General features: G+C 73.9%; 25 protein-coding genes and 1 pseudogene. 15 read left to right on the forward strand and 11 right to left on the reverse strand.

Going from position 1 to position 25423, the window contains the following annotated elements; translation table 11 throughout:
- Positions 1-213 precede the first annotated feature (213 nt).
- Complete coding sequence (locus ABTZ58_RS31535) at positions 214-774, forward strand: RNA polymerase sigma factor (protein WP_351364080.1); 561 nt, start codon at positions 214-216, stop codon at positions 772-774.
- Positions 767-1972, forward strand: a complete 1206-nt coding sequence (locus tag ABTZ58_RS31540; RefSeq protein ID WP_351364083.1) for a CU044_5270 family protein — start codon at positions 767-769, stop codon at positions 1970-1972. The genes ABTZ58_RS31535 and ABTZ58_RS31540 overlap by 8 nt, the downstream gene beginning before the upstream one ends.
- Before the next feature lie 317 nt (positions 1973-2289).
- Here the strand turns inward: ABTZ58_RS31540 and ABTZ58_RS31550 are convergent, their stop codons facing one another.
- Positions 2290-4044, reverse strand: a complete 1755-nt coding sequence (locus tag ABTZ58_RS31550) for an ABC transporter ATP-binding protein (RefSeq protein ID WP_351364086.1) — start codon at positions 4042-4044, stop codon at positions 2290-2292.
- Positions 4045-4204: 160 nt separating this feature from the next.
- On the opposite strand from ABTZ58_RS31550, the gene ABTZ58_RS31555 reads away from it, so the two are divergent.
- The 6 genes from ABTZ58_RS31555 (at position 4205) to ABTZ58_RS31580 (ending at position 8586) form a co-directional block, all read left to right on the forward strand.
- Positions 4205-5290 (forward strand): S-(hydroxymethyl)mycothiol dehydrogenase, encoded by a 1086-nt coding sequence (locus ABTZ58_RS31555; RefSeq protein WP_351364089.1) that lies wholly within the window; start codon positions 4205-4207, stop codon positions 5288-5290.
- Positions 5290-5919 (forward strand): MBL fold metallo-hydrolase, encoded by a 630-nt coding sequence (locus ABTZ58_RS31560; protein WP_351364092.1) that lies wholly within the window; start codon positions 5290-5292, stop codon positions 5917-5919. The genes ABTZ58_RS31555 and ABTZ58_RS31560 overlap by 1 nt, the downstream gene beginning before the upstream one ends.
- An 89-nt stretch (positions 5920-6008) precedes the next feature.
- Positions 6009-6923, forward strand: a complete 915-nt coding sequence (locus ABTZ58_RS31565; RefSeq protein ID WP_351364095.1) for an SDR family oxidoreductase — start codon at positions 6009-6011, stop codon at positions 6921-6923.
- 180 nt (positions 6924-7103) lie between these two features.
- Positions 7104-7799, forward strand: a complete 696-nt coding sequence (locus ABTZ58_RS31570) for a L,D-transpeptidase family protein (RefSeq protein ID WP_351364098.1) — start codon at positions 7104-7106, stop codon at positions 7797-7799.
- A 236-nt stretch (positions 7800-8035) separates the two neighbouring features.
- On the forward strand, positions 8036-8221 hold the full coding sequence (locus ABTZ58_RS31575) for a hypothetical protein (RefSeq protein WP_351364101.1): 186 nt from the start codon (positions 8036-8038) through the stop codon (positions 8219-8221).
- Between the two features lie 212 nt (positions 8222-8433).
- Entirely contained in the window at positions 8434-8586 is a 153-nt protein-coding gene (locus tag ABTZ58_RS31580) for a hypothetical protein (protein ID WP_351364104.1), read from the forward strand.
- A gap of 70 nt (positions 8587-8656) precedes the next feature.
- On the opposite strand, the gene ABTZ58_RS31585 is transcribed toward ABTZ58_RS31580, so the two are convergent.
- Positions 8657-10012 (reverse strand): S1 family peptidase, encoded by a 1356-nt coding sequence (locus ABTZ58_RS31585; RefSeq protein ID WP_351364107.1) that lies wholly within the window; start codon positions 10010-10012, stop codon positions 8657-8659.
- A gap of 124 nt (positions 10013-10136) precedes the next feature.
- Complete coding sequence (locus ABTZ58_RS31590) at positions 10137-11126, reverse strand: hypothetical protein (RefSeq protein WP_351364110.1); 990 nt, start codon at positions 11124-11126, stop codon at positions 10137-10139.
- Positions 11127-11150: 24 nt separating this feature from the next.
- Between ABTZ58_RS31590 and ABTZ58_RS31595 the strand changes: the two genes are divergently transcribed.
- The 3 genes from ABTZ58_RS31595 (at position 11151) to ABTZ58_RS31605 (ending at position 13408) form a co-directional block, all read left to right on the forward strand.
- A complete protein-coding gene (locus tag ABTZ58_RS31595) occupies positions 11151-12329 on the forward strand; it encodes a MalY/PatB family protein (RefSeq protein ID WP_351364113.1) in 1179 nt (392 codons plus the stop codon).
- Between the two features lie 29 nt (positions 12330-12358).
- Positions 12359-12745, forward strand: coding sequence for a PPOX class F420-dependent oxidoreductase (locus ABTZ58_RS31600; protein WP_351364115.1), 387 nt, complete (start codon positions 12359-12361; stop codon positions 12743-12745).
- A 372-nt stretch (positions 12746-13117) separates the two neighbouring features.
- Positions 13118-13408 (forward strand): hypothetical protein, encoded by a 291-nt coding sequence (locus ABTZ58_RS31605; RefSeq protein WP_351364118.1) that lies wholly within the window; start codon positions 13118-13120, stop codon positions 13406-13408.
- 18 nt (positions 13409-13426) lie between these two features.
- On the opposite strand, the gene ABTZ58_RS31610 is transcribed toward ABTZ58_RS31605, so the two are convergent.
- Together ABTZ58_RS31610 and ABTZ58_RS31615 are read right to left on the reverse strand one after the other, a co-directional pair.
- Positions 13427-13840 carry a Zn-ribbon domain-containing OB-fold protein gene (locus ABTZ58_RS31610; RefSeq protein ID WP_351364121.1) on the reverse strand — a complete coding sequence of 138 codons (414 nt, stop codon included), beginning with the start codon at positions 13838-13840 and terminating at the stop codon, positions 13427-13429.
- Positions 13841-13990: 150 nt separating this feature from the next.
- Positions 13991-14713, reverse strand: coding sequence for a TetR family transcriptional regulator (locus tag ABTZ58_RS31615; RefSeq protein WP_351364124.1), 723 nt, complete (start codon positions 14711-14713; stop codon positions 13991-13993).
- A 180-nt stretch (positions 14714-14893) separates the two neighbouring features.
- Between ABTZ58_RS31615 and ABTZ58_RS31620 the strand changes: the two genes are divergently transcribed.
- Together ABTZ58_RS31620 and ABTZ58_RS31625 are read left to right on the forward strand one after the other, a co-directional pair.
- The gene (locus ABTZ58_RS31620; RefSeq protein WP_351364127.1) at positions 14894-15718 is read left to right on the forward strand and encodes a peptidoglycan-binding domain-containing protein; all 825 of its coding nucleotides are present in this window, start codon (positions 14894-14896) and stop codon (positions 15716-15718) included.
- Between the two features lie 75 nt (positions 15719-15793).
- A complete protein-coding gene (locus tag ABTZ58_RS31625; protein ID WP_351364130.1) occupies positions 15794-16282 on the forward strand; it encodes a flavin reductase family protein in 489 nt (162 codons plus the stop codon).
- A gap of 270 nt (positions 16283-16552) precedes the next feature.
- Here ABTZ58_RS31625 and ABTZ58_RS31630 read toward each other — a convergent pair whose 3' ends face one another.
- The 4 genes from ABTZ58_RS31630 to ABTZ58_RS31645 form a co-directional block, all read right to left on the reverse strand.
- Positions 16553-18955, reverse strand: a complete 2403-nt coding sequence (locus ABTZ58_RS31630) for a SpoIIE family protein phosphatase (RefSeq protein ID WP_351364133.1) — start codon at positions 18953-18955, stop codon at positions 16553-16555.
- 201 nt (positions 18956-19156) lie between these two features.
- Entirely contained in the window at positions 19157-19321 is a 165-nt protein-coding gene (locus ABTZ58_RS31635) for a hypothetical protein (RefSeq protein ID WP_351364136.1), read from the reverse strand.
- 80 nt (positions 19322-19401) lie between these two features.
- Positions 19402-19782 carry a hypothetical protein gene (locus tag ABTZ58_RS31640; protein ID WP_351364139.1) on the reverse strand — a complete coding sequence of 127 codons (381 nt, stop codon included), beginning with the start codon at positions 19780-19782 and terminating at the stop codon, positions 19402-19404.
- Between the two features lie 260 nt (positions 19783-20042).
- Positions 20043-20960 carry a MurR/RpiR family transcriptional regulator gene (locus ABTZ58_RS31645; protein ID WP_351364141.1) on the reverse strand — a complete coding sequence of 306 codons (918 nt, stop codon included), beginning with the start codon at positions 20958-20960 and terminating at the stop codon, positions 20043-20045.
- Positions 20961-21119: 159 nt separating this feature from the next.
- Between ABTZ58_RS31645 and ABTZ58_RS31650 the strand changes: the two genes are divergently transcribed.
- Positions 21120-21281 (forward strand): hypothetical protein, encoded by a 162-nt coding sequence (locus ABTZ58_RS31650; RefSeq protein ID WP_351364144.1) that lies wholly within the window; start codon positions 21120-21122, stop codon positions 21279-21281.
- 54 nt (positions 21282-21335) lie between these two features.
- Positions 21336-21737 (forward strand): DUF3662 domain-containing protein, encoded by a 402-nt coding sequence (locus ABTZ58_RS31655; RefSeq protein ID WP_351364147.1) that lies wholly within the window; start codon positions 21336-21338, stop codon positions 21735-21737.
- 13 nt (positions 21738-21750) lie between these two features.
- Here the strand turns inward: ABTZ58_RS31655 and ABTZ58_RS31660 are convergent, their stop codons facing one another.
- Both ABTZ58_RS31660 and ABTZ58_RS31665 read right to left on the reverse strand, forming a co-directional pair.
- Positions 21751-23400: a phospholipid carrier-dependent glycosyltransferase gene (locus ABTZ58_RS31660; RefSeq protein WP_351364150.1), complete on the reverse strand. Its 1650-nt coding sequence runs from the start codon at positions 23398-23400 to the stop codon at positions 21751-21753.
- A gap of 36 nt (positions 23401-23436) precedes the next feature.
- A pseudogene (locus ABTZ58_RS31665) lies at positions 23437-25346 on the reverse strand (phosphatase PAP2 family protein).
- Positions 25347-25423 lie beyond the last annotated feature (77 nt).

Here is a 25423-nt window from a genome sequence, read left to right on the forward strand (position 1 = left end):
AACAGCGCCATCACGCCACCGATGACGAAGAACGCGAACGACGTCGCCAGGTACAGCGTGCCGATCGTCTTGTGGTCCGTGGTCGTCAGCCACTTCAGGTGCCTCATGCCCCGCCTGTGTCCGAGCCCCGCCCGCACGTCACACTCCAGGGACGCGACGAGCGTCACGAGAACCGGGTGTGACGATCGGGAGAGTGCCGGACACGAACGGGACATGAGCAACGACGAGATCTTCGCCGCTGCCTACCGTGAGCACTACTGGGCGGTCAGCCGCTATGTCGCACGGCGACTGGACGGGCGGGCCGGCGAGGTGGAGGAAGTGGTGGCGGAGGTGTTCACGGTCGCCTGGCGGCGCCGGGCCGACCTGCCGGACACCCCGCTGCCCTGGCTGTACGGCGTGGCGCGCAACTGCCTGGCCAACACGGTGCGCGGGCACGGACGCCGCCGCCGGCTCGTCGACCGGCTCGGCAACGACGACACCGCGCACGGCCGGCACATCGCGGCGGGCCCCGAGGCCGACACCCCCGGCGGCTGGGTGCACGAGGCCCTCGCCCGGCTCTCCCCGGCCGACCAGGAGGTACTGCGCCTCGCCGCCTGGGAGGACCTCGGCGTCGACGAGATCGCCGTCGCCCTCGGCTGCGGCAGCCGGGCCGCGTCCATGCGGCTGCACCGGGCGCGGCGCCGCCTCAGGGCGGAGATCGACCGTCTGCGACCCGAGCCCACCCTCACCGAGCACTCCTGCGTGACCGCCCCGAAGGAACACGGCCATGGCTGACGAACTCGAACTGCTGCGCAGTGCCGATCCGGTGCCGTCCCACGGCCATCGCTTCGGCGACGGGCCCCTTGACCCCCGCGCGGAGCACCGGCTGGAGCGGTTGCTGAGCGGGAGCGACGAACGGCCCACCGCGCGTGCGGAAGAGGGGAGGTCACGGCTCCCCGGCCGTCTCGACCTCTCGGGCCCTCTCGACCTCTCCGGCCGTCTCCGACTCTCCGGCCGTCGCCGGCGGCTTCTCGGTGACCTGTGGGACCGGCGGGTGCGGTCCTCGGGGCGTCGGCCCGCCGGGCGGGGCCGTCCGTCAGGCCCTGCGGCCCAGCGGCCGCTGTCCGGGCCCGGCCGCTCGCCGGCGGGCTCCGGACGGCTCCGCGTCGTTTGGGGCCTGGCCGCCACGGCCCTCGTCACCGCCCTGACGCTCACCCTCGTACTGAGCGGGCCGAGCACCCCGCCCGCCCTCGCCGCGCCCCGCCCGCTGGTGATCGACACCGGCTCCGCGCCCGTCCCCCTCGACCGGCTGGCCGAGCGCGCGGCGGCCGCGGCCTGGGCCGCCGACGCACCCCGCCTGCGCAAGGGCACCCATGTGCGGTCCTGGAGCCTCGGCATGTCGGACGACAGGCCGCCCATCACCCTGCCCGAGGAGCGCCTCGTGCGCTGGCGGCCCGACGGCAGCCACACCGAACTCGTCGTGGCGACCGACCCGCGGCACCCCGCCCGCCCGGTCCTGTCCGACGAGGGCGGCGCGCCGCGCCTCGTCGACGACGGCCGCGTCCTGCTCGACCGCACCTACCCGCCGAGCTGGAGCGACGCCCCACCCCAGTCACCCCCGCCGCGCGAACCGGACCGGCTGCGCGCCTACCTGGCGGAGGCTCAGTACACGGCCACTCCGCTGACCACGCCCCAACTGCTGGACGCGGTGGCGACGCTGCTCGACCACTGGACCCTCGGCGCCCGGGAGAGCGCGGCACTCGCCCGGCTCCTCGCCGACGCCGAGGGGCTGCGGCCGGCCGGCCGGGTCACCGACCGGCTGGGCCGACGCGGCCAGGCCTACGTGACCGACACGCACGGCGTCCGCCGCATGCTGATCATGGACCCGGCCACCGGCGCCGTCCTCGGCCTCGAAAGCACCCTCACGGCCCCCGACCCCGAGTACGGCGTCGACAAGGGCGCTGTCATGTCGTACAGCGCATGGATGCGCTGATCACGCCCCGGGCACACCGAGCTGCGGCGTCCACGGTCGGCTCCAGCAGCGTGGCGATGGTCATCGGGCCGACGCCGCCCGGCATCGCCTCGGACGCGGCCCGCTCGTCGACGTGGTCGCGCACCGGACGCTGGAAGCAAGCACCACGTGCCGTGAGTCGATGCCGGCCGTGCGGCAGCGGTTCCCCTTCATCCGGACGCACGTCACGGACGCGTGGTCCCCGCCGACCAGCACCGTGGCAGGGGTGCTCCACCTCAGCGCCGGTCACGGCCCGAAGCCACCCCGGCCGAGCCCGGCAGTGCGCCGCCTACCCGGGCTCAGTCCGCCGCGGCCAGGAACTGCGTCGCCGCCAGCTCCGCGTAGAGCGGGTCGGCCGTCACCAGTTCGCGGTGCGTGCCCACGGCCCGGACCCGGCCCGCGTCCATCACCACGATCCGGTCGGCCATCGTCACCGTGGACAGCCGGTGCGCCACGACCAGGACCGTCGTCGTCCGGGCCACGTCCGCGACCGTGTCGCGCAGCGCCGCCTCGTTCACCGCGTCCAGCTGAGAGGTCGCCTCGTCGAGCAGCAGCAGCCGGGGCCGGCGCAGCAGGGCCCGGGCGATGGCGACGCGCTGGCGCTCACCGCCCGACAGCTTGGTGCCACGGTGCCCGACGAGCGTGTCGAGACCGTCCGGCAGCCGGGCGACCAGCCCGTCGAGCCGGGTCGTCTTCAGCACCCGGGCTACGGCGTCCTCGTCCGCGTCCGGCTGACCCAGCAGCAGGTTGTCCCGCAGGGAGCCCGACAGGACGGGCGCGTCCTGCTCCACGTAGCCGATCGCGGCGCGCAGCCGCGGCAGCTCCCAGTCGGCCAGGTCCCGGCCGTCGAGCCTGATCACCCCGGAGTCGGGTTCGTAGAAGCGCTCGATCAGCGAGAACACGGTGGTCTTGCCCGCACCGGAGGGGCCCACGAACGCGGTCATGCCCTGCGCGGGCACGGTGAACGTCACGCCGTGGTGGACGTAGGGCAGGTCGTCGGCGTAGCGGAAGCGCACGTCCTCGAAGGCGACGGCGGCGGGCTCGGCGCCGGGGGAGGGCAGCGGCGCGGGCTCGGCGGCCGGCTCGGCGGGCAGGCGCAGCGCCTCCTGGATGCGGGTGAGGGCCGCGGCGCCCGTCTGGTACTGCGTGACGGCACCGACGACCTGCTGTATCGGCGACATCAGGTAGAACACGTACAGCAGGAACGCCACCAGGGTTCCCACGTCGACGGCGCCGGTCGCGACCCGCGCCCCGCCCACCGCGAGCACGGTGATGAACGCGATCTGCATGGCCAGCCCGGCCGTGTTGCCCGCGGCCGCCGACCACTTGGCGGCGCGCACGCTCTGCCGCCAGGACTCCCGCGCCGCCTCGTGCAGTGTGGTCTCCTCGCGGTGCTCGGCGCCGGACGCCTTCACCGTGCGCAGCGCGCCGAGGATCCGCTCCAGCGAGGCGCCCATGACGCCCACCGCGTCCTGCGCCCGGCGGCTCGCCTGGTTGATGCGCGGCACGATCACGCCCAGGACGACGCCCGCGCCGAGGATCACCGCCAGGGTCACGCCCAGCAGCACGGCGTCCACCAGGCCCATCATCACCACCGTCGCGACGAGCGTGAGCCCGCCCGTGCCCAGGCCGACGAGGGAGTCGGTCGTGACCGCGCGCAGCAGGGTGGTGTCGGAGGTGATGCGGGCCATCAGGTCCCCGGGTTCGCTGCGGTCCACCGCGGGGATCCGCAGCCGCAGCAGATACGACGACAGGGTCTGCCGCGCGCCGAGCACCACCGACTCGGCGGTCCGCTGCAGCACGTACGAACCCAGCGCGCCCAGCGCCGCGTTGCCCACCACCAGCGCCGACATGGCCAGCAGCGCGCCGGTGATGGCCCGGTCGTGGGCCAGGTCGTCGATCAGGCCCCGCGCCACGAGCGGCAGCAGCAGCCCGGTCGCCCCGGTGACCAGCGAGAGCACGGCGCCGGCCACCAGCGCCTTCCGGTGCGGCCGTACGTAGCCGAGGAGCAGCCGCCAGGGGGGTGGGGCGGTCTCGGTCTCTGCGATGCTCACGTCGCTCCTTCGGCCTCGGGCGGAGCGTTCAGGCTACGTCGGTGGCGGGCCGCGCGGCCTGCGCTTTCACGGAGACGCAGGTGGCCGATCCGTGCCCGTTACCGATCAGTCGCGCGTAGGGTCGGAGGGGACGCACCCCGGCCGACGAAGGAGTCAGCGCATGGCGCAGGAAGTACGCGGTGTGATCGCACCCGGCAAGGACGAGCCGGTGCGGATCGAGACCATCGTGGTGCCCGACCCGGGCCCGGGCGAGGCGGTCGTGCGCGTCCAGGCCTGCGGCGTGTGCCACACCGACCTGCACTACAAGCAGGGCGGCATCAACGACGAGTTCCCGTTCCTGCTGGGGCACGAGGCCGCGGGCGTGGTGGAGGCGGTGGGTGACGGCGTGAGCGACGTCGAGCCCGGTGACTTCGTGATCCTCAACTGGCGCGCGGTGTGCGGGAAGTGCCGCGCCTGTCTGCGCGGACGGCCCTGGTACTGCTTCGACACCCACAACGCGCGCCAGAAGATGACCCTGACCGGGGGCACGGAGCTGTCCCCGGCCCTCGGCATCGGCGCCTTCGCCGAGAAGACGCTGGTCGCCGCCGGGCAGTGCACCAAGGTCGACCCGGCCGTGGCCCCGCAGGTGGCCGGTCTGCTCGGCTGCGGAGTGATGGCCGGCATCGGGGCGGCGATCAACACCGGCAACGTCGGCCGGGGCGACTCGGTCGCCGTCATCGGCTGCGGCGGCGTCGGGGACGCGGCCATCGCCGGCTCGCACCTGGCCGGAGCGGCGACGATCATCGCCGTCGACATCGACGACCGCAAACTGGAGACCGCCCGCTCCATGGGCGCCACCCACACCGTCAACTCGCGCGAGACCGACCCCGTCGAGGCCATTCGCGAACTCACCGGCGGTTTCGGCGCCGACGTCGTCATCGAGGCCGTCGGCCGCCCCGAGACGTACCAGCAGGCCTTCTACGCCCGCGACCTCGCCGGCACGGTCGTCCTCGTCGGCGTGCCCACCCCCGAGATGAAACTGGAGCTGCCCCTGCTGGACGTCTTCGGCCGCGGCGGCGCCCTGAAGTCGTCCTGGTACGGCGACTGTCTGCCCTCCCGGGACTTCCCCATGCTGATCGACCTGCACCTGCAAGGACGCCTGGACCTCGGCGCGTTCGTCACCGAGACCATCGGGCTCGACGAGGTGGAGAAGGCGTTCGAGCGGATGCACCACGGGGACGTGCTGCGCTCGGTGGTGGTGCTCTGATGGCGACGCGCGTCGAACACCTCGTCACCTCCGGGCAGTTCAGCCTCGACGGCGGCACCTGGGACGTCGACAACAACGTGTGGATCGTCGGCGACGACCACGAGGCGATCGTCATCGACGCCGCCCATGACGCCGACGCCATCGCCGAGGCCGTCGGCGACCGCCGCCTGACCGCGATCGTGTGCACGCACGCCCACAACGACCACATCGACGCCGCCCCCGCCCTCGCCGAGCGGACCGGCGCCACGATCTGGCTGCACCACGACGACCTGCCGCTGTGGAAGCAGACCCACCCCGACCGCGAGCCCGACGCCTGGCTGGTCGACGGCCAGGTCATCGAGGCCGGCGGCGCCGACCTCAGGGTCATCCACACCCCGGGGCACGCGCCCGGCGCGGTCTGCCTCTACGAGCCGGGCCTCGCCACCGTCTTCACCGGCGACACCCTCTTCCAGGGCGGCCCGGGCGCCACCGGCCGGTCCTTCTCGCACTTCCCGACGATCATCGACTCGATCCGCGACCGGCTGCTCACCCTGCCGCCGGGGACGACCGTCCGCACCGGCCACGGCGACTCCACCACGATCGGCGCGGAGGCCCCGCACCTGGAGGAATGGATCGCTCGGGGCCACTGATCGCGTGTCGTCGTCAAAGGCGACAGAAGATGTCCGGCTTACCCGGCACCCTGAGACCGGCACACAGTCGAGGGCACGGGAGGCCGGACATGTCAGCTCCGCTCAAGGGCAAGGTCGCACTGGTCGCCGGGGCGACCCGGGGGGCCGGACGGGGGATCGCCGTCGAACTCGGCGCCGCCGGCGCCACGGTCTACGTCACCGGCCGCACCACCCGCGAGCGCCGCTCCGAGTACGACCGGCCGGAGACCATCGAGGACACCGCCGACCTGGTCACCGAGGCCGGCGGCCGGGGCATCGCCGTCCCCACCGACCATCTCGACCCGGCGCAGGTCCGCGCCCTGGTCGACCGCGTCGCGGACGAACAGGGCCGACTCGACGTCCTCGTCAACGACATCTGGGGCGGCGAGAAGCTCTTCGAGTGGGACACCCCGCTGTGGGAGCACGACCTGGACAACGGCCTGCGCCTGCTCCGCCTCGCCATCGAGACGCACGCGGTCACCAGCCACCACGCCCTGCCCCTGCTGCTGCGCAACCCCGGCGGTCTGGTCGTCGAGGTCACCGACGGCACCGCCGACTACAACCGGGACCACTACCGCGTGAGCTTCTTCTACGACCTGGCCAAGAGCGCCGTGCTGCGCATGGCCTTCGCCCTCGGCCACGAACTCGGCCCGCGCGGCGCGACCGCCGTCGCCCTCACCCCCGGCTGGCTGCGCTCGGAGCTGATGCTCGACGCCTTCGGGGTGCGGGAGGACAACTGGCGCGACGCCCTGGAACGCGTCCCCCACTTCGCGATCTCGGAGACCCCGCGCTATGTGGGCCGGGCGGTGACCGCCCTCGCCGCGGACCCGGACGTGGCCCGCTTCAACGGCACGTCCCTCTCCAGCGGCGGCCTGGCCCAGGTGTACGGCTTCACCGATCTCGACGGCAGCCGCCCGGACGCCTGGCGCTACCTCGTGGAGATCCAGGACAGGGGCAAGCCGGCGGACACGACCGGGTACCGGTGACAGGCGCCGCCGGGGACGAACCCGCGTGCTGGGTGCCTGATTCATCCTGTTTGACCGTCATGACCCGGTGGGGAATGTCACTGTTCCGTCCCGGCGCGGTCCGGTGCACAACCGCAGCGGGCCCACGTCTGTCTAGCTGGCAGACATCGCAGACCACTTCCGTGAAAGGGTTGACCAGCCATGGGGGACGTACGCAGACGGGGTGCCGTCGCACTCGGGCTCACCGCACTGGTGGCACCGCTCACGCTCGCGCTCGGCGCCACGCCGGCCGCCGCGGCGAGCTGCACCACGCAGACCGGCCCGTACCAGAAGCAGGTGGAGAAGTTCCTGGGCCGTCCGGTCGACGGGAAGCAGTCCGCCGCCGACTGCAAGGCCATCAAGGCCTTCCAGACCAAGCACGGCATCACCCCGAACATCGGCTACGCGGGATCCGTCACCTGGGGCGTGATGGACCTGATGACGAAGCAGAAGGCCGTCGGGAAGAACCCCAACAAGGACGGCAAGTGCCCGGTGAACAAGGGCCGGATCGCCTGTGTGAACCTGACGCTCCAGCTCAGCTGGATCCAGGACGGCAAGAAGCTCGTGTACGGCCCCGTCCCGGTCCGCACCGGCCGCGACGGTGACGAGACGCGCACCGGCCTGAAGAAGATCTACTGGCGCAACATCGACCACGTCTCGTCCATCTACGACGTGCCGATGCCCTACGCCCAGTTCTTCGACGGCGGCCAGGCCTTCCATCAGGCGAACGTCAGCATGTGGAACCCGCCGGGTTCCCGCGGCTGCGTCAACATGACCAAGACCGACGCCCAGAAGTACTGGTCGATGCTGAAGAAGGGCGACGACGTCTTCGTCTACGGCCGCAAGCCGGGCACCTGATGCCGGGCACCCGGCTCGCCGCACCCACTTCGGCGGGCCGGCCCTACTGACGAAGGTGTCCGACTTCCACGACGGGGCACGCGGCGCGGCCGTGCCGGCCGTCACGGTGCTGGTGCTGGGATCGGCGGAAGCGTGAACTAGCTCACGTTTACCGGGAGATGGACGTGATCAGGGCCACTGTCCGAAATGGGCGTTTACCTCACGATTACTCACATCGTCTTCACCTGAGGCGCCGTATGCTTCACAGCATGTCCACCACTGTTGAACCTTCTTCCGAGCGATCGGCTGACGAGGTCAACGAGGAGATCCGGGCCCTGTGGCGCCGATCGGGCGGGACACTGAGCGTCGAGCAGCGCGAGGAGTACCAGCGCCTCGTCCTGGAGTGGGCCTCCGCGGCCCCGCAGTCGGCGCCGGCGGCCTGACCCGCTGACACCTCGGACCCTCGTCCCGGGGCACCCCTGATCCGACGGGTGCCCTTCTCGGACTTTCCTCGGCCGTCGTCTACCGCTTCGTCACCTTCCTGGGCCGGCTCGGCGGGCTCCTGCCCGCCTGCGGCGCCGCGCTCCTCCTGCCCGCCGACGCCGGGCGCTCCGCCGCCCCGCCGTGGGGCGCCCTCTCCGGCGTCGCCCTGTCGGTGCTGTGCGGGGTCCTCGTCCTCGGCGACCGCCCGGGCGCCGTCGCCTGGCTGGGCATCGCCGTCACCGTCCCCGCTCTGTGGTTCGCCCCTGGCGGGCAGAACGTCCTGGGCCTCGCCCTCCCGGGCGAGCGGGTCAGCCCCGCCAGGTGACGGGTCGGCTCGGCGCCGGTATGGCGACGGTGCTGGTCACCCCGGGGTGAAAGGCGGGACCGGACCGGCCTCATCCCCAAGTCGCCGAGTAATGCTGCCGGTACGCCTTGCGGTCCTGCTCCGCCCGGATCCACCGTGTCGCCACCAGGGCCACCAGGCTGCCCCCGATGACGAGCAGGCCCGGTCCCACGTTGCGCGGGTCGGTCAGCCGGCCCAGCAGGGACGACACGTCCGCGCCCGACACCGGCGCCGACGTGCCGGGCGAGGCCGCGGCGGCGCCCTGCGAGGCCGAGGGGGCGGGCGCCGGGCCCGCGCCGGCGCCGTCCTGCTCGGCCACGATCAGCTTGACGCCCAGCTCCGTCAGCGCCTTGGTCACCGGCTGGAAGAACGTCGTTCCGCCCGCCACGCAGTCTCCGCTGCCGCCCGATGTCAGGCCGAGCGCGACACCGTCGGCGAACATCGGGCCGCCGCTGTCCCCGGGTTCGGCGCACACGTTGGTCTCGATGAGTCCGGTGACCGTGCCCTCGGGGTAGTTGACCGTCGCGTTCAGGGCGGTCACCTCTCCCTGGCGCAGCCCGCTCGTGCTGCCGCTGCGGAAGATCCTCTGCCCGACCTCCGGATCGGCCAGGCCCGTGATCCGCACCCCTTTGCCGTCCCCGACCGACACCACGTCCGCGCCCTGCCCCGCGCGCCCGCTGTCGTACTTCACCAGGGAGTAGTCGTCGCCCGGGAAGCTCCCCCGCAGCGAGGTGCCGACCTGCCGGCGGCCCCGGTCGTCGGCGAACCAGACGGAACCGTCGGGCCCGCAGTGCCCGGCAGTGAGGATGTAGTCGCTCTTGCCGTCGGTGACGTTGAACCCCGCCGAGCAGCGCCCCGCGGTCGACAGGATCGGCTGCGCGCCGTTGATCCTCGTCGTGAACGTGCCCTCGGTGCGCTCCATCCGGACGAAGCCGCCGATGCCCTCCGCCACCCCGGTCAGCCGGGACCAGTCGGAGGCCGAGACGGTGCTGTCGCCCCGGACCACGACCTGGTTGCTCCGGTAGTCCAGCGCCCAGGCGGTGCCGGCGACCCGGGGGGCCGAACGCAGCGTCCGCGTCGCCGCCTTGAGGTCCTTCATGCTGTGGCTGACCATCTTCGCCCGGGCTCCGGCCCGTTCGACCTCGGCGGCGGCCTTCTCGTCGGTGACGGCGACGACCGGACGGCCGGCCGTGTCCACCCAGCTGCCCGCCGTGCGGGAGGCGCCGAGCCGGGCAACCAGGTCGGTGCCCGTGCCGGTGGCGGGCGACGCCGCGTAGGGGACGCCGATGGACGGATCGGGGGGCTCGCTCGCCACGGCGCGTGTGACCATCGCTCCTCCGAGGAGGAGTCCGCCGACGGCCGCCAGCCGTGTCACTCGCCGGACGACCCGTCGTCGTGCGTGCCTCATGCATGGCTCCCGAACCCGAACAGCGCGGTGCGAACACCGCGGGGCTCTCCGTCAGTTGAGCGCCCTTCCTCCCATACGGGACCGAGCCGTGCGGTGTTCACCGTGCGCATGATCTCTTCGGCCGTCAGCCGGCCACCGCGGCGGCGAGCAGGGCCCGGCTGCGCGCGTCACCCCACACCGAGTCCGGGTCGACGTGGGGCCGCAGCAGGGTGGTGAGCGCCGGGTCCCCGCGTCCGTTCAGCTCGTCGGAGGCGATCTTGCGGGCGATTCCGGCGAGGAAGTCGGCGACCTGCACCCGCGCGTCGTCCCGCGCGACGACCAGCCGCACTCCGGCCAGCGCCACCCCGCCCCGGCGGGCCGCCTCCTCGATCCAGGCGATGCGGTCCGGGGTGAGCATGTTCTGCCGGTCGTGCACCAGCCGGACCGGCCGCCCGCCCCCGCTCCACAGCGCGGCCGTCCGCACGATCGCCGGGAGCAGCGGATTGAGCACCGGGATCAGCGGCGGTCCCTCCAGGAACCCCGCCCGGTAGGCCACCGCGCGGGCCCGGGTCGCGGCGAGCCGTCCGAGGAGCCGGGCCGCCTCCGTGCCGGGGTGCGCGCGGCGCAGGTCCTCGACCGTGCCGTAGAAGGCGTCCACGGGGTCGCCGTTGTCGCGGACCCGCAGCAGCCGGTTGGCCGCCTGAAGGAAGGCCCGCCAGCCGTCCTCCCCGAGGGTGCGGCGCCCCGCGCGGAACAGGGCCGGTGCCTCGGCCGGGCCGTCGAGCAGCAGCCCGACGGCCCGCTCCACCACGAAGTACGCCTTCTCCATGAGGTGCACCCGCGCCCGCCCGTGGATCGGCCCCTCCGGAGCGAGCAGCCACTCCAGCACCGCCCGGTGCTTCTCCCGCAGCAGATGGTTGGCCTTGTACTCCTCCGCCGGCGAGCGGATCCGGTCCCGGATCTCCCGGACGGCCGCCGCGGCCGACGACACGGAGAGCGACACGCTGCCGTGCGCGAACACGTCCGTGTTCCCGCCCGTGAGGTTCTCGCCGTCCGACCCGGACTCGTCGCAGGCGACCTCCAGGACGGGGCCCGAGACCCCGCCCGGTTCCCCGTCCGCACGATTCCCGCTCACTCGCAGCCCCCTATCGTGTTTCCCATGACCAGGATCCCGCACGAGACGTCCGGTGAACCGAACCCCCTGCGAGTCCTCACCCTCGACCACCTCCGGCGCCGCACCAGCATGAAGTGGCGCACCTACCCCGAAGACGTGCTGCCGTTGTGGGTGGCCGAGATGGACGTGCCGCTCGCCGGGCCCGTCGTCCGTGCCGTCACCGAGGCACTGGAGACCGGCGACACCGGATACCCCGCCGGCACCGATTACGCGGAGGCCCTGGCCGCCTTCGCCGGCAAGCGGTGGAACTGGGACGGGCTCGCCGTCGAGCGCACCGCGGTCGTGCCCGACGTCATGCTGGGCGTGGTGGAGATGCTGAAGCTGGTCACCGGCCACGGGGACGCGGTGGTCGTCAACCCGCCGGTGTACCCGCCCTTCTACGACTTCGTCACGCACCTGGACCGGCGGATCGTCCAGGCCCCGCTCGGCGCGGACGGGCGCCTCGACCTCGACGTCCTGGCGGAGGCCTTCCGACAGGCCGTCGCGGACGGCGGGCGAGCCGCCTACCTGCTGTGCAGCCCTCACAATCCGACCGGCACCGTGCACACGGCCACGGAGCTGTCGGCCGTCGCCGCGCTTGCCGAGCGGTACGGCGTGCGGGTCGTCGCCGACGAGATCCACGCCCCGCTCGTGGTCGCGGGCCCGGGCTTCGTGCCGTACCTGAGCGTGCCGGGCGCCGAGCGCGGTCTGTCGCTGATGTCGGCCTCCAAGGCGTGGAACCTGGCCGGGCTCAAGGCCGCCCTGGCGATCGCCGGGCCCGGGGCCGCCGCCGACCTGGCCCGGATGCCGGAGGAGGTCGGGCACGGCCCGAGCCACGTCGCCGTCATCGCGCACACCGCCGCCCTGCGCGACGGCGCCGCCTGGCTGGACGCCCTGCTGGCCGGCCTCGACGCCAACCGGCGCCTGCTCGCGGACCTGCTGGCCGAGCACCTGCCCGCGGTCCGCTACCGCCCGGGCGACGCGACGTACCTGGCCTGGCTCGACTGCCGCGGCCTCGGCCTCGGCGACGACCCCGCGGACGTCTTCCTGCGCCGCGGCCGCGTCGCCCTCACCTCCGGCCCGCCCTTCGGCACCGGCGGCGCCGGGCACGCCCGCCTCAACCTGGCGACCTCGCCCGAGGTGATCACCGAGGCGGTGCGCAGAATGTCGGTCGCAGGGGCCTGAGGCCGGGGCGCGCCCGTAGACTGCCCGCCATGGACGACAGGGCACTGGACGAACTGAGCGCGGGCAAGTACCTGCTGGTCACCAGTTACCGCAAGAACGGGACGCCGGTCTCCACCCCCGTCTGGGTGGTGCGCGACGGTGACGCGCTCGGCGTGTGGACGGTGGCCGACTCCTGGAAGGTCAAGCGGATCCGCAACCGCCCCGACGTCCTGGTCGGCCCCTGCGACCTGCGCGGCAACCCGACCGGCGGCCAGGTGCCCGCCACGGCGGAGATCTGCGACCCGGCCACCACCGCGCGCTACCGCAAGCTCATCGCCCGCAAGTACGGACTGATGGGCCGGCTCACGCTGCTCGGCAGCCGCGTGCGCCGAGGCGCGGACGGTACGGTCGGGTTGCGGATCGTTCTCGCGCCCTGAGATTCCGAAAGTGCTTTCCCCGTCGCAGGGGGACCCCCGTCCCCGGGAAAGACCACCCGGCATGAGGCGAAATCCCGTGCTCCGCGCGGCCGTCGTCGGCACCGGCCACCGGGCCCGGCTGTTCACCCGGGGCCTCGCCGCACGGTCCGGCCATCACGTGGCCGCGCTCTGCGACCCCAGCCCGACCCGGATGGCCTTCCACAACCGGCTGCTGGCCGCCGAGGCGGGCCGTCCGGCCGCCGCCACGTGGGAGCCCGTGTGGGAGGGCTGCCGGGTGATGTTCAACGGCAGTGCCGGCCGGCTGGAACTGGAGGTCGAGGAGAGCCGCTGGCAGCCTCCCCCCGGCCCGGCTCGCCCGGGGCGTCCGGCACGGTGCGTGGCGACGCCCGGGCCGGGCACTCGGGCGGCGTCCGCCTCACCCTGCGTCCGCTGTGGCGGCCCCCGGTGGAGGTACCGCTCGCCGTCGCCCACCAGGCCCACGGCGGCGGCGAGTTGCCCATGCTCGACGCGCTGTCCGGCCCCGCCGGCCCGGCCCGAGCGGCGGACACCGCGGCGGCGGCCCACCCGACGGCCACCGAACGCGACGGCGCGCTTGCCGTGGCCGTGGGCCTGGCGGCGAACCGCGGCTTCGAGACCGGACGGCCCGTGCGCACGGCGAGCTGATCGGCGTGTGAGGAAGGGTCAGCTCCAGGCCCGGTACGGCTCGTCCAGCAGTTGGAAGACCGGCTCGCCCCGTACCGGGTCCTTGGCCGTGGACAGCCGCACACGGTCCCCGCTGTGGATCCCGATGGGCGGGCCCATCACCCGGCCGCGCACGACGAACCCCTCGGACATCTCGATCAGGGACACGTTGCGGGCGGCGGGCGTGTTGCGGTGCACGACGGTGGAGTGGCGCACCGTGCCCGTACCGTCGCTGCGCTCGGTGCGCAGGTCGGATCCCCGGCAGACCGGACACAGCAGCCGGTGGTACATGGCGGTGCCGCACCAGGTGCAGCGCTGGAAGAGAATGGCGTCGGCGTCCTGGCTCCTGGTTTCGAGCAGACCCGTCGCGGAGCCGGCGGCCTGCTGAGTGACGCTTCCTGAGTGGTGGTACACGCTGGTCAACTCCCTGCACTCGGCCGGAATTGCGTGGGCACGGTCACCCGGGCACACGCGTGCGCGGTTCGCCGTGCCACCGTGCACGCAGCACAGAGTATGGCACTCAGTGCCACTCGTAAAGGCACTCCGTACCCTCAATGTGGGTACTCAGGACCGCCCCATCACCGACTCGATCTCCTGCACCACCCGCCACAGCGGCGCCCCGCGCCGCGAGACGACGACCACCACGTCATCGGCCCGTTCCTCGGCCGACTCCTCGGCCGGCGGCACCGGCTCCCCGCCGAAGGCGGACTGCACGTAGGCCAGCGCGTGGTCCACCGCGGCGCTCGCCTCGCCCCGCCCGTCCGAACGCAGCCAGGAACGCAGCGCGTTGTTGTGCGCCGCGACCACCGCCGCAGCGATCACGTCGGCCCGCAGGGTGCCGTCCCGGCGAGCCGCGAACCGCCGGCGCAGGTACTCGGCGAGGGCCCGCTCGTAGCGCCACACCACCGACAGCTCGTAGGCGCGCAGCCCGGGAACCTGCTTGGTCAGGCGGTAGCGCTGCACGGAGAACGTCGGGTTCTCGGCGTACATCCGCATCACGAGCCGGGCCGCGTCGCAGACCCGCCGCACGGGTTCGTCGCCGTCCGCGCCCGCGGCCAGGAAGGCCGTCATGTCGGCCAGGCACCGCTCGTGGTCCGGGAAGACCACGTCCTCCTTGGAGGGGAAGTAGCGGAAGAAGGAGCGCCGCCCGACCCCGGCGAGCGCGACGATGTCATCGACGGTGGTCTGCTCGTACCCCCGCTCCAGGAACAACCGGAACGCCGCCGCCACCAGGGCGTCCCGCATGGGCGGCTTTCCGTTGCCCGGATCGGCCTTCTCGGAGCTCATGCGTCGGAACGTAGCACCCGTCTGACCCGGAACGGCACTCGGTGCAGCCTCGGAGGTACTGAGTGCTCTCCGGCCTCCGGCCCGGTCGGCCGTTGAGCATCGCGCGCGGCAGCCGCGTACCTAGCGGCAGGACGATCCCCGACGACGGGTGCCCCCGAGCCCGGACCGAAGGAGAGCAGCGTGTCGACACCGTCCGAGCCCCGGCCGCCGCACGGCGAACCGCCCCTCGAACCCATCCGCGTCCTGCGGCCGCGGCGCACCGACGCGCTCGCGGAACTGATGCGCGAGTACCGCGAGGAGACCGGCCGCGCGGCGGGCGGCCCCGCGCCGGACGGCTACCGGTCATCCGCCGGCTACGAGTCCGTCACCCTGCCGCGCCCAACGGCCGGTTCCGGAGCCCCGTCGCGTTCGCCGGCCGCCCCGGTGTCCCCGTCAGGTTCGCCGGCCGGCCCCGGATCCCGGACGCGCCCGCCGGCCGTTTCCGAGGGGCCGCCGCTGGCGCCGGCCGGCTCCGAAGCACGGACGGAGGAACTGCCGGCCGTCGCCCCGGCCCACGGCGGTGGCCGTGCCGCGCCTGGCGGAGCCGGGCTGCGCCGCGCCGCCGTCGCGGTGGCCGTCGTCGCGGCGGCGGTGCTGGGCTTCGGCGGCGCGCTGCTGCTCAGAGGCGGCGGCAGCACCGCGGACGAGGCGGCCCCGGCCCCCCGGCCCACCGGCTCCGCCGCCGCACCCGTGCCCACCCCCGCCCCGCCCACCACCGACCCCGACGGCCCCGGCACGCTCCGCGAGGGAGCCGCCGGCACCGAGGTGGCCGAACTCCAGGCGCGGCTGATGCGCATCCCGGACGTCTACCGGGACGGCTCCACCAACGGCCGCTACGACCCCACCCTGACCGCGGCGGTCGCCCGCTTCCAGCTCTGGTACGGCATCCGCGGCGACGAGACCGGCGTCTACGGCGACGACACCCGCGCGGCGCTGGAGTCCCGCACGGCACCGGTCACCGGCTGACCGGTGGCGCCCTGCCCGGACGACACCCCGGGACGCGTCGCCCGCGCGGTGCGACGGTGATGCGACCATGGCGGTATGGACGCGTTCATCGACCGGCTGAACCCCGACATGTACGTGGTCACGGCCGCCGCGGGGGGTGAACGGGCGGGCTGTCTGGTCGGGTTCGCCTCGCAGTGTTCACTGAAGCCCGTGCGGTTCGTGGTGTGGCTGTCGGAGCTCAACCACACCTTCCGCGTGGCCCGCGACGCCGAGGTCCTCGCCGTGCACCTGCTCACCCGCGAACAGCACGGCCTGGCCGAGCTGTTCGGCGGCCGCACCGGCGACGAGACGGACAAGCTCGAGGGCGTGCGGCTGCGCGAGGCGTACGGCGGGGCGCCGGTCCTGGAGGACGCCCCGGCGTGGTTCGTCGGCCGGATCCTCACGCGCGTCGGCGGCGGCGACCACATCGGCTTCGTGCTGGACCCGGTCGAGTGGGGCGGACGGAAACCGCCCAAGGAGACCGAGGAGCCCCTGCTGCGTCTGTCCGACGCCCTCACGATCGACCCCGGTCACCCGGTCGACTGACCTCGCGTCCCGCGGGTCGAACACCGGGCAACGTCTCGGGAAAGCGGCGCGGCGGCCCGCCCGCCCGGCGGCACCCTGGTCCGGGGCGGCGGGCGAGCCGCCCCGACCGCCGCGAACCCGAAGGCCCCGCCCATGAACGGCTCCCGCGTCCCCGGCCTGGTGCTGCCCACCCTGTTCCTGCTGGCCCTGGTCGTGGGCCTGTGGTGGTACTGGCGGCACCACGGCGACTCGTGAGCGCGGGCGGCGGGCCCGGCCCGCCCGGCGGCAGGCCTACTCCTGCGGGACCACCGGGACCCGGACATCGACGACGCACACGTCGTCCCGCCGCTCGTCGGGCAGCATCCGCGCCAGCAGCGGCCCGAGCGACACGGGCCCCTCGGCCTGGGACGCGGCGACGGCCTCGGCCAGGCGTTCCATGCCCCGGTCGATGCTCTCCGGCGGGTGCTCGACCAGGCCGTCGGTGAACAGGATGAGCCGGTCACCCGGTTCGAGACGGCACTCCGCCTCCTCGAAGACCGGCGTGGCGGTGGCCCCGATGAGCATGCCGCGGGGGCGTTGCAGGTATCGCGCCTCGCCGTCGCGCAGCAGCAGGGGCGGCGGGTGCCCGGCCTGGGCCCAGACCAGGCGGCGGTGACGGGGGCTGTAGCGGGCCAGCACCATCGTCGCCGTGGCGTGTGTGTCACGCGAGTGCAGCAGCAGCGTGTTCAGCCGGGCCAGCGCGCCGGTCAGCGACGAGCCCGTGATGACCATGCCCTTGGCGGTGAAGCGGAGCTGGGCCATCGTGGCGACGGCGTCGACGCCGTGCCCGGCGACGTCGCCGACCACCAGCAGCGCGTCCCCCTCGGGCAGTTCGATGGCGCTGAACCAGTCCCCGCCGACGTGCACGCCCGACTGGGCGGGCAGATAGGCGACTTCCACGCGCAGCCCCGCCAGGTGCACCGGCCGGTTGGCCAGCGGCAGCAGCGCGTGTTGCAGCCGGGAGGCCAGGGTCCGCTCGGCCTGGAGCACGTCGTGCTGGGTGAGGATCGCCCGCTCGCTCTCGACCAGGGCGAGCTCCGCCCGCCGCCGGGCGGTCATGTCCTGCACGAAGCCGTGCACTTCGACGGGCCGGCCGTGCATGTCGGTCACCGCCTCGGCCGCGAGCCGCAGATGCCGGATGCCGCCGCCGGTCCGGATCCGGAACGGCACGTCGAACGCCCGGCCCTCCGCGACGAGTTCACCGACGGCACGGGTCAGCGCCGGCGCGTCCTCCGGCAGCGCGAGCTCGGGCACCTCGGTCAGCCCGACCGGACCGCGCGCGGGGTCCCGGCCGAGGAGGGCGAACACCTGGGTCGACCAGGAGGCCTCGCGGCCGCTCAGGTTCCAGCTCGCCCAGCCGAGGCTGCCCAGCCGCTGCAGATCGGCCAGCCGCTGCTCCTGCCGGTCGGAGGAGCCGTGCCGGATCCAGGAGACGACCAGGCTGTCGCCCAGCGGCGCCACCCGCACCGTGTACGTGAACAGCTCGGGGACGCCCGCCACGACCTCCTCGTGCGCGAACGGCTCGCCCTCGTAGTGCTCCCCGGTGGCCAGGACGTGCAGGCAGCCGCGCCACAGCGGCTGGGCCGACAGGGCCGAGCGGAACTCCAGCAGCCGCCGCCCGGCCGGCTTCTCGCCGGGGCGGCCCAGCAGGTCGCCCACCTGGGCGGTCGCGGCCTCGACCCGGAAGTCCTCGGTCTCGCCCGAAGCGGCCCGCAGCGGGGTGAGCAGCATCGCCGCGACCGGCAGCGCCTCGAACAACGCCTGCACCGCGTCCGTGGCGGCGTCCGGGGACCGCTCGACGGGGGCGTCGAAGGCCCGCAGCCGCCCGGCGCACAACCTGGTGATCCCGCGCAGGTGAGCGCGGTCGCGCGGGGTGAACACACCGGCCCGGCCGCGCAGCACGCCGATGCAGACCTCGGCTGCACCCGCGGCCGGCACCGGCAGCCAGGCCCGCGAGCGCCACCGTTCGGGAGGGTCGCCGATCAGCAGGTACTGCCGCACGTCCGAGGGGAGGTCCTCCAGCCAGCGCGGCTCACGCGCCCGCAGCGCGTCCAGCGCGGCGATCCCGCTCAGCGGCGGCACCCGGCACCACTGGGCGGCCAGACCGTCGTCGATGCCCGCGTGCCCGATCAGTTCGAGTCCGCCGTCGAGCCTGCGGGCGTAGATCAGGACCGCGTCCGCGCCCATGTCCGGTGCGAGGTGCTCCAGCAGGCAGCGGGCGAGGTCCTGCGGTGTCGTCACCCGAACGAGGGCCTGTGCGAGGCGGCCCAGCGCGGCGGCGACGTCGTCCGGCGCGGACACTTCCTCCAGGAGGGGCAGCTCGGTGTCCGGAGTGTCCGCCGCGGCGGTCCCGCCCGGGCCGGGCGGGGCGGGCCCGAGGTTGCCGAGCGTGATCCAGCACTCCTCCAGCAGGGTGTGCCGGCCCGCCTTGGCCCGCTGGAGCAGCCGTTCGCCCGCCGCGTCGGCGGAACACCCGGTCAGGGCCATCACCGCGCCCTTGGCCCGCTCGACGACAGCCGAGGTCGCCGCCTGGTCGCGCAGCCGGTCCATCTCGGCGCGCTGCCGGGCGACGATCCTGGCCAGTTCGGCCAGATCCGGTGCGCCACCGGGCTCGGCCGGTGTCACGGGCTCGCTCACGCGTCGAGCATGGCACATCCGGCCCGAATCGAAGAGCGCCTTGTGAGCAGGGGGGCCTCACACACCACACGCCCCGCGGGTCACAGCTCCTGCCCGGGACGCGTCGGCTGCCGTCGCACGGATACAGCCACCGCCGCGGCAACCGGCCGGGCCGCGGCATCAGCAGGTGACCATCCTCCAGCGGGGCGGCGCCTGCGCGGTGGTGCCGGGCAGGCTGGATCAGGCCTCCACGCCGGTCGTCGACCGGCGTGCGCCGCCGATCTCGCTGGCGGTGTCCTCGATCCGCCGGTGCCGGTGCGCACGCTCCCCGGACTCCAGCCAGACGGCGAGCCGGTGCCGGTCGAACCAGTGCGGCACCGCGGGGCAGCGGTGGCCGTCCTCCACCGTCGGCCAGCAGACGCCCGCGTTTGCCCGGGGGACGTCCCTTACGCCTGCCAGGCGCGGCGCGGGTCATGCGTCCGGTGTCACGACGGGCGGCTGGCCTCCACCAGGGCCTGGGTGACGGCCCGGACGCTGCGCGCGATGTGCTGCAGCTGCATGACCTCGGCCGCGTACAGCTTGATGGTGTGCTCGATGACGCCCTCGTGCAGGCCGAGTCCGGGCAGGTCGGCGCGGGCGGTCTGCAGGGCGGTGCGGGCGATCCGGATCTCGTTCTGGACCTGGATGTGGGCGTGCCGGGCGAGGAGCACCGGGTGGCGGACGAACACGGGGTAGCCGGCGTAGCGCGCGGGGACCAGCTCGCGCAGCCACCTGGTCGCCGAGCGCTCCCAGTCGTAGCTCCCGGGGGCCTTGACCTGGCAGGGCCAGTCCGGGCTGATACGCGTGGACGTCAGGGGCATGATCATCGCTTCCGGGTGTGCGGCGTCGTGTGGGTGGACGACGGGTCGGGGCGGCCCCGGCCTAGGGGATGACCGGGGCCGCCACGGACACCCGGGACGCCGGAGCGGGTAGGACCCGGCCTCCACGGGTGCGGAACGGATCCGGAGCAGCCGGGTCGCGATCCGTGAGCAGTATTTATATATGCCAACCGGTTTGCAAGAAGCATGAAAACATTCATGCGCGCTTTGTTGCGGCTGGTGCCCTTCTGCGCCGGAGTGAGAGCAGCTCAGTCGCGCAGGAAGAACTGGTGCTGGTCGGCGACCTGCTCGTACTCCTCCAGCCGGGCCTGCGTCCGCTCCGGGTCCGCGTCCGTCATGGCCTGGAGCAGCGCCGAGCACATCACGCCCGGGGCGGCGTAGGAGTCGAAGACCAGGCGCGAGCCGGTGCCGGTGGCGAAGACGATGTCGGCCTCGTCGGCGAGCGGCCCGAGGGCCAGGTCGGTGATCAGGGCGACCTTGAGCCCGGCGCCCCGCGCGACCCGCAGCGCGGTCAGGGTCTCCTGGGCGTGCCGCGGCATGGAGAACGCCAGCACCCAGGTGCCGCCCGCCTCCCGCGACTGCAGCAGGGCGTCGTAGGCGACGCTGCCGCCGCGCGTCACGACCCGTACGTCCGGGTGGATCCGGCGTGCGGCATAGGCGAAGTACTCGGCGAGGGAGACCGAGATGCGCAGGCCGAGGACCGTCAGGGGGGCCGACGACGACAGCTTGCGGCCGATGTCGATGACCAGCGTCGGGTCGGCGAAGTCGCGCCGCAGGTTCTCCAGGTTCTCGATCTCGGCGTCGACCGCCGCCTGCAGTTCGTTGCCCCGGTACTCCTCCGGGGGGCCGCCGGCGAGGGTGCCGAGCGCGATCGACTGGAGCTTCTCGCGCAGCGCCGGGTAACCGCTGAAGCCGACCGCCGAGGCGAACCGGGTCACCGACGGCTGGCTCACCCCGACCCGGTCCGCGAGGTCCGTGATCGACAGGAACGCCGCCTCGGTGATGTGCTCGATGAGGTACTGGGCGATGCGCCGCTGCCCCGGGGACAGGCGCGGCCGGTCGAAGAGCGACCTGAGCTGGGCGGACGGGGAGACCTCCGCTTCCGGGGCGGCCTTCCCCGAGGTGATCGCGGATGCCTGTGCGCGTGCCTGCTGCGGCGATGGCACCGGTGCGCCTCCTTCGTCTCCCACGGACGTTCAACATAGCTCACACCCCGTGGTGACCAGGGCTTCTCAGCCGGAGCACATGAGCTGCCCGAGGCAGGGATACCCGTACGCCGGGCGGGAACCCGCCGCCTGCACGAGATCTTGAGAGGAGTCACCGCCATGACCACCCCCGAGGAGAACCGGCCCAAGACGGACACCACCGACGAGGTCCTGGAGCAGCGTGACGACAACGGCTCCCGGACGCCGGGCGCGACCGGCCGCACGATGCGCGAGGCCCTGGAGGAGGCCGAGGTGCGCCCCGACGACTTCGACGAGCGGTAAGCCCGTGCCGGCCCCCGCATCCGAACCGACGACGTTTCCGGCAGGTGAGACCGCATGGGCGCGCTGAGTGCGCTGGAACAGACCCTGGAGAGCCGATGGGAGGCGCTGTGGGCGCGAGTCCTCGACAAGGAACCGGTCGAGGTCCTCCAGGCCCTGCGACGCGAGTGCGACGACAACGCGGTGGTGTGCAGTGAGGGCCGGGTCATGGTCCCGAACGCCTACGACGTCGAACTGCCCGACGACGTCCACGAGCACCTGACCCGCTCCGGCACCGACGTGGGCCAGGCCCTCACCGACAGCCTCTCCCGGCACGCGGAGCGCCGCGGCTACGAGTGGGCGGGCCCGCTGGCGGTCCATGTGGCGCGGTGCCCCGAGGTCCCCAACGGCCGTTACCGGGTGGCCAGCAGGGTGATGCCGAACGTGAGCGCCGACGGCTTCTTCCGCGCGGCCCATTGAAACGCCCTCGCCTTCAGCGGCGATAGATCGTGATCGAGTACCCGACACGGTCCACGGGGCGGCTGGCGCCGATCAACTCGGCCAGCCGCCCCGTCGCCTTGGCGGCGGCCGAGTCCGACACCACCACCAGCCCCCGCACGCGGGCCACGGGCACCCGGCGCGGATCGGCACCCTTGATGCCGTAGAACCCCGGCACCCCGCTGCCCTTGTACACGAGCCACACCCGCTCACCCGGGTAGCGCTCCCGCAGCCGGTCCGCGAGCCGTCCCAGGTCCTGCCCCCAGTCCACGTTCGAGTCGTGCAGCCACTCCCGCGTCCGGCCCGGCCCTCCGAACGCCTCGTTGGAGTACGGCAGATAGAAGGGGTACGCCCGGACCGAACTGACCGCGACGAACGCCACGAGCACGGCCACGCCCGCGGTCACCCACCGTCGCCGCAACGCCAGTACGCACCCCGCCGCGACGGCGAGGAACAGCGGCAGGAAGACGACGTACCGGACCCCCAGGTCCCGTGCCCCCTGCAGGGCCGCCGCGAACAGCACGACCGGGGCGGCCAGCACATACGGGGCGGCGGACCGCAGCCGCCGGGACACGACCACGGCCACGACACCCCCGGCCCACAGGGCGGTCATCCCGAGCGGCGTCTTCACCAGCAGCGCGGCCGGCAGGTAGTACCAGCGCGAGCCGTCGTACACGCGGCCGAACAGAAAGCCCTGCCAATGCCGGTTCTCCAGCCCGAACTGCAGGCGCATGCCGTCCCGGTAGGCCTCGGGGAAGGGAATCAGGCGCACCAGCAGCTCCCGCGGCCCGTGCACCACGGGCACGTGCTGCTCCGGTGCCCAGCGCAGCCGGGGATCGACGACCAGATACGCGGCCCACACGACGGCGACCGCGGCCAGGGCCACCACGCCCGCGGCGGCCACCGCACGCGCCGCACGCCGCCCTGCCGCCGCCACCGGCAGGGCGGCCAGTGCCATCACCACCGGCACAGCGGGCAGCGTGCTCATCCTCGTGGCCAGCGCGGCGCCCAGCGCCACCCCGGCGAGCGGCACGTACGGCAGGGGCCGGCGGCGGGCCCGCCACGCCAGCCACGCCGAGGTCAGCACGAACCCGGCGGCCGGCACGTCGAGCGTGGCGAGCGAGCCGTGGGCGATGACGTCGGGGGAGAGGCAGTACAGCGCGAGCGCCGCCAACCCCGCGATGTCTCCGGCCAGTTCACGGGTGAAGTGGAAGACGACGAGCCCGAACAGCAGGGTCAGCGCGATCACCGGGAGGCGGGCCCGGAGCATCAGCCGCCAGGGGTCGTTGCCCGACTCGTAGAGGAGATGCCGGCCCAGCCGGCCCTGGTCCCCCGCGAAGTCCCGGTCCACGTGCGGATCCGCCAGGATCACCCCGGCGCCGATGAGCAGCTTGCCGAGCGGCGGATGCTCGGGGTTGTGCCGCAGCCGGTGCTCGTACACGTACTCGGCGGCGGCGCCGACGTACACCGGTTCGTCGATCGTGGGTGTCTGCCGGACCGCTGTCGTGACCATCGCGCAGGCCATCTGCGCGAGCAGCGCCGCGACCAGGAACCGCACCGGCCACCGTCCGCCGGGCCGTCGCGCCGCCTGCGCGGCGGGCGGGAGCGGCACCGGCCGGACGGCGGGGGCGAGCAGGTCCCTCATGGACCCACTGTGCATCAGCCCCCGCCGCGCACGGTGTCACCGTCGCACGAGTCGCACCGACAGTCCGTCAGCCGTGTGGACGGGCACGGCCCGCAGTGTCGCCGAGTCCAGCTCCACCCGGTCGAACCTGCCGCGCAGCCCCGGAGCGGACAGCACCGTAACGGTCGTGCCCGCGGCCGGCGGCCGCTCGGCGTCGAGCCGCAGCGCCAGCACCCCGCCGCGCAGCAGGACCCGCCGGCCCACCGTGAGGGCCGGGCCGTGCTGCTCGCGCAGCGCCAGCTCCAGCGTCGACCCGCTGTCCTGCGCGTACGAGCCGTGCACCCGCAGGACCTCGCCGACGCGCAGCGTGCCGCCCGCGACCCGGACGTCTCCCCGGCCCAGGGCGCCGGGGGAGGCGGCGACCAGCATGCCGGCCTCGACGGCCGTACCGCCGCGGTAGCGGTTGTGGCCGGTCAGGGTGAGCGTGCCCGAGCCGCGCTTGGTCAGACCGCCGTCGCCCTCGACGTCGTTGCGCCAGCTGCCGGCCGCGTGGAAGCCACCCGCCGCCGCGTCCAGCGTGACGGTCACGTCCCGGTCGAAGGCGCCGTAACCGTCCGCCGCCGCGAACAGGTTGAGCCGTCCCCACTGCTCGAAGCCGTCCAGCAGGACGTACCCGGAGGGCAGCGCGGTCGTGCGCAGCACCTCGCGCCGCTGGTCCGCGCTCAGGTAGGCAGCCGCGTCTCCAGCAGCACCTCCGCGCCCTTGGGCACGGTGAGCGGGTCCTTGCGCCCGCGCCGGGGCAGCACGTATGTCAACCTGGGCGCGACCGCGCGGGCGTTGGCCGCGCGGTCGGCGTACGGGTCGGCGGCGTCGGAGTGGGCGTAGGAGTACAGCGTGTCCGCCGTCGTACCGGTCCGCCGCGTGAAGTACGCGAGCGCCTGCGCGCGGGCCGCCGCCTTCAGCTCCGCGTTCGCCGGGTCGGCCAGGGCCGCGGCGGCCAGCGCGGTGGCCATGATCCGGCCGCCGATCACGTCGACCGTGGAGTGCATGCCCGCCGTGATCCGGGTGTGGCTCAGCTCGAACGCGCGCGTCACCAGCTCCTGGAAGCGCTCCGGCACCGCGTACGCGAAGGCGAGACCGGCCAGGTGGAAGGCGTTGGTGTGGCCGCTGGGGAAGCCGCCGTCCTCCTGCGGGTCCTCGGAGCGCTGGCGCAGCAGCTGCGGGGCGACGACCACCTCCGAGTCGTACACCGGGTAGCCGAGCGCGTCCTTCCGCCCGGTGTCGACGACCTCGCTGTCCTCGTTCATGCGCCAGGGGCGCGGGTACTGGAAGGCGAACTTGGCCGGGTTGCCCGAGGCGAACGGGCCGCGCACGGTGTCGACCAGCTTCGCGACGTGGCCCAGCTCCGAGTCGTGGGAGCCGGCGCCGAGCGCCGATCCGGCCGGGGCGTCGGCGGGCAGGGTGTCGCTGATCCTGCTGGGGGGCGTGCCGTCCGGGGCGCCGGTGATCGACGTGACGGCCCTGGCGCCCGCCGTGTACGGCCCGGCGAGCGGGCCGAGACCGGCGATCATGGCGTAGCTCTGGTGCCGGCGGTCGTAGAGGAAGGCCTCCTTCGCCTGCGCCTCGGTGCGCGAGCGCGTGAGGCGGGCGCAGTAGCGCATGTTGGCGCGCAGCACCTCGCGGTCCAGGACGTGGCCGGTGTCCCAGGCGTCACCGGTCTTCCACACCTCGGCCATGCCGCCCAGGATCCGGACGACCGCGTTGGTCCCGGGGGTCTGGTTGACCACGACGTTCGAGGTGTAGTCGTCGACGAACGCGGGCAGGCCCGTGGCCGCCTTCGCGTCCGCGGCGGTCAGCCAGGTGACCAGCGTCGGTGCGGCGAGCAGCCCCGCCGAGGCGCCCAGGGAGGTCTTGAGGAAACCCCGCCTGCCGACGGAGGCGGGGTGGTGCTCGGCTGATGACGGCATGGTGCGCCTCTCTCGAGTTCTGCGACGGGAGCCCCGGCCGTGCGGCCGGCGAGCGGTGCGGTGAAGCGACTTGGGGT

It is taken from the genome of Streptomyces sp. NPDC094143, from assembly GCF_040303825.1.
GTDB lineage: Bacteria > Actinomycetota > Actinomycetes > Streptomycetales > Streptomycetaceae > Streptomyces.

Bases quoted from the DNA above. Each gene is read 5' to 3' on its own strand.
- ABTZ58_RS31640 (WP_351364139.1), bottom strand. From the start codon at position 19,782: ATGATCATGCCCCTGACGTCCACGCGTATCAGCCCGGACTGGCCCTGC.
- ABTZ58_RS31560 (WP_351364092.1), top strand. From the start codon at position 5,290: ATGGCGACGCGCGTCGAACACCTCGTCACCTCCGGGCAGTTCAGCCTC.
- ABTZ58_RS31650 (WP_351364144.1), top strand. From the start codon at position 21,120: ATGACCACCCCCGAGGAGAACCGGCCCAAGACGGACACCACCGACGAG.
- ABTZ58_RS31625 (WP_351364130.1), top strand. From the start codon at position 15,794: ATGGACGCGTTCATCGACCGGCTGAACCCCGACATGTACGTGGTCACG.
- ABTZ58_RS31630 (WP_351364133.1), bottom strand. From the start codon at position 18,955: ATGTGCCATGCTCGACGCGTGAGCGAGCCCGTGACACCGGCCGAGCCC.
- ABTZ58_RS31600 (WP_351364115.1), top strand. From the start codon at position 12,359: ATGGACGACAGGGCACTGGACGAACTGAGCGCGGGCAAGTACCTGCTG.
- ABTZ58_RS31535 (WP_351364080.1), top strand. From the start codon at position 214: ATGAGCAACGACGAGATCTTCGCCGCTGCCTACCGTGAGCACTACTGG.
- ABTZ58_RS31555 (WP_351364089.1), top strand. From the start codon at position 4,205: ATGGCGCAGGAAGTACGCGGTGTGATCGCACCCGGCAAGGACGAGCCG.
- ABTZ58_RS31570 (WP_351364098.1), top strand. From the start codon at position 7,104: ATGGGGGACGTACGCAGACGGGGTGCCGTCGCACTCGGGCTCACCGCA.
- ABTZ58_RS31575 (WP_351364101.1), top strand. From the start codon at position 8,036: ATGCTTCACAGCATGTCCACCACTGTTGAACCTTCTTCCGAGCGATCG.
- ABTZ58_RS31565 (WP_351364095.1), top strand. From the start codon at position 6,009: ATGTCAGCTCCGCTCAAGGGCAAGGTCGCACTGGTCGCCGGGGCGACC.
- ABTZ58_RS31595 (WP_351364113.1), top strand. From the start codon at position 11,151: ATGACCAGGATCCCGCACGAGACGTCCGGTGAACCGAACCCCCTGCGA.
- ABTZ58_RS31540 (WP_351364083.1), top strand. From the start codon at position 767: ATGGCTGACGAACTCGAACTGCTGCGCAGTGCCGATCCGGTGCCGTCC.
- ABTZ58_RS31655 (WP_351364147.1), top strand. From the start codon at position 21,336: ATGGGCGCGCTGAGTGCGCTGGAACAGACCCTGGAGAGCCGATGGGAG.
- ABTZ58_RS31585 (WP_351364107.1), bottom strand. From the start codon at position 10,012: ATGAGGCACGCACGACGACGGGTCGTCCGGCGAGTGACACGGCTGGCG.
- ABTZ58_RS31615 (WP_351364124.1), bottom strand. From the start codon at position 14,713: ATGAGCTCCGAGAAGGCCGATCCGGGCAACGGAAAGCCGCCCATGCGG.
- ABTZ58_RS31660 (WP_351364150.1), bottom strand. From the start codon at position 23,400: ATGAGGGACCTGCTCGCCCCCGCCGTCCGGCCGGTGCCGCTCCCGCCC.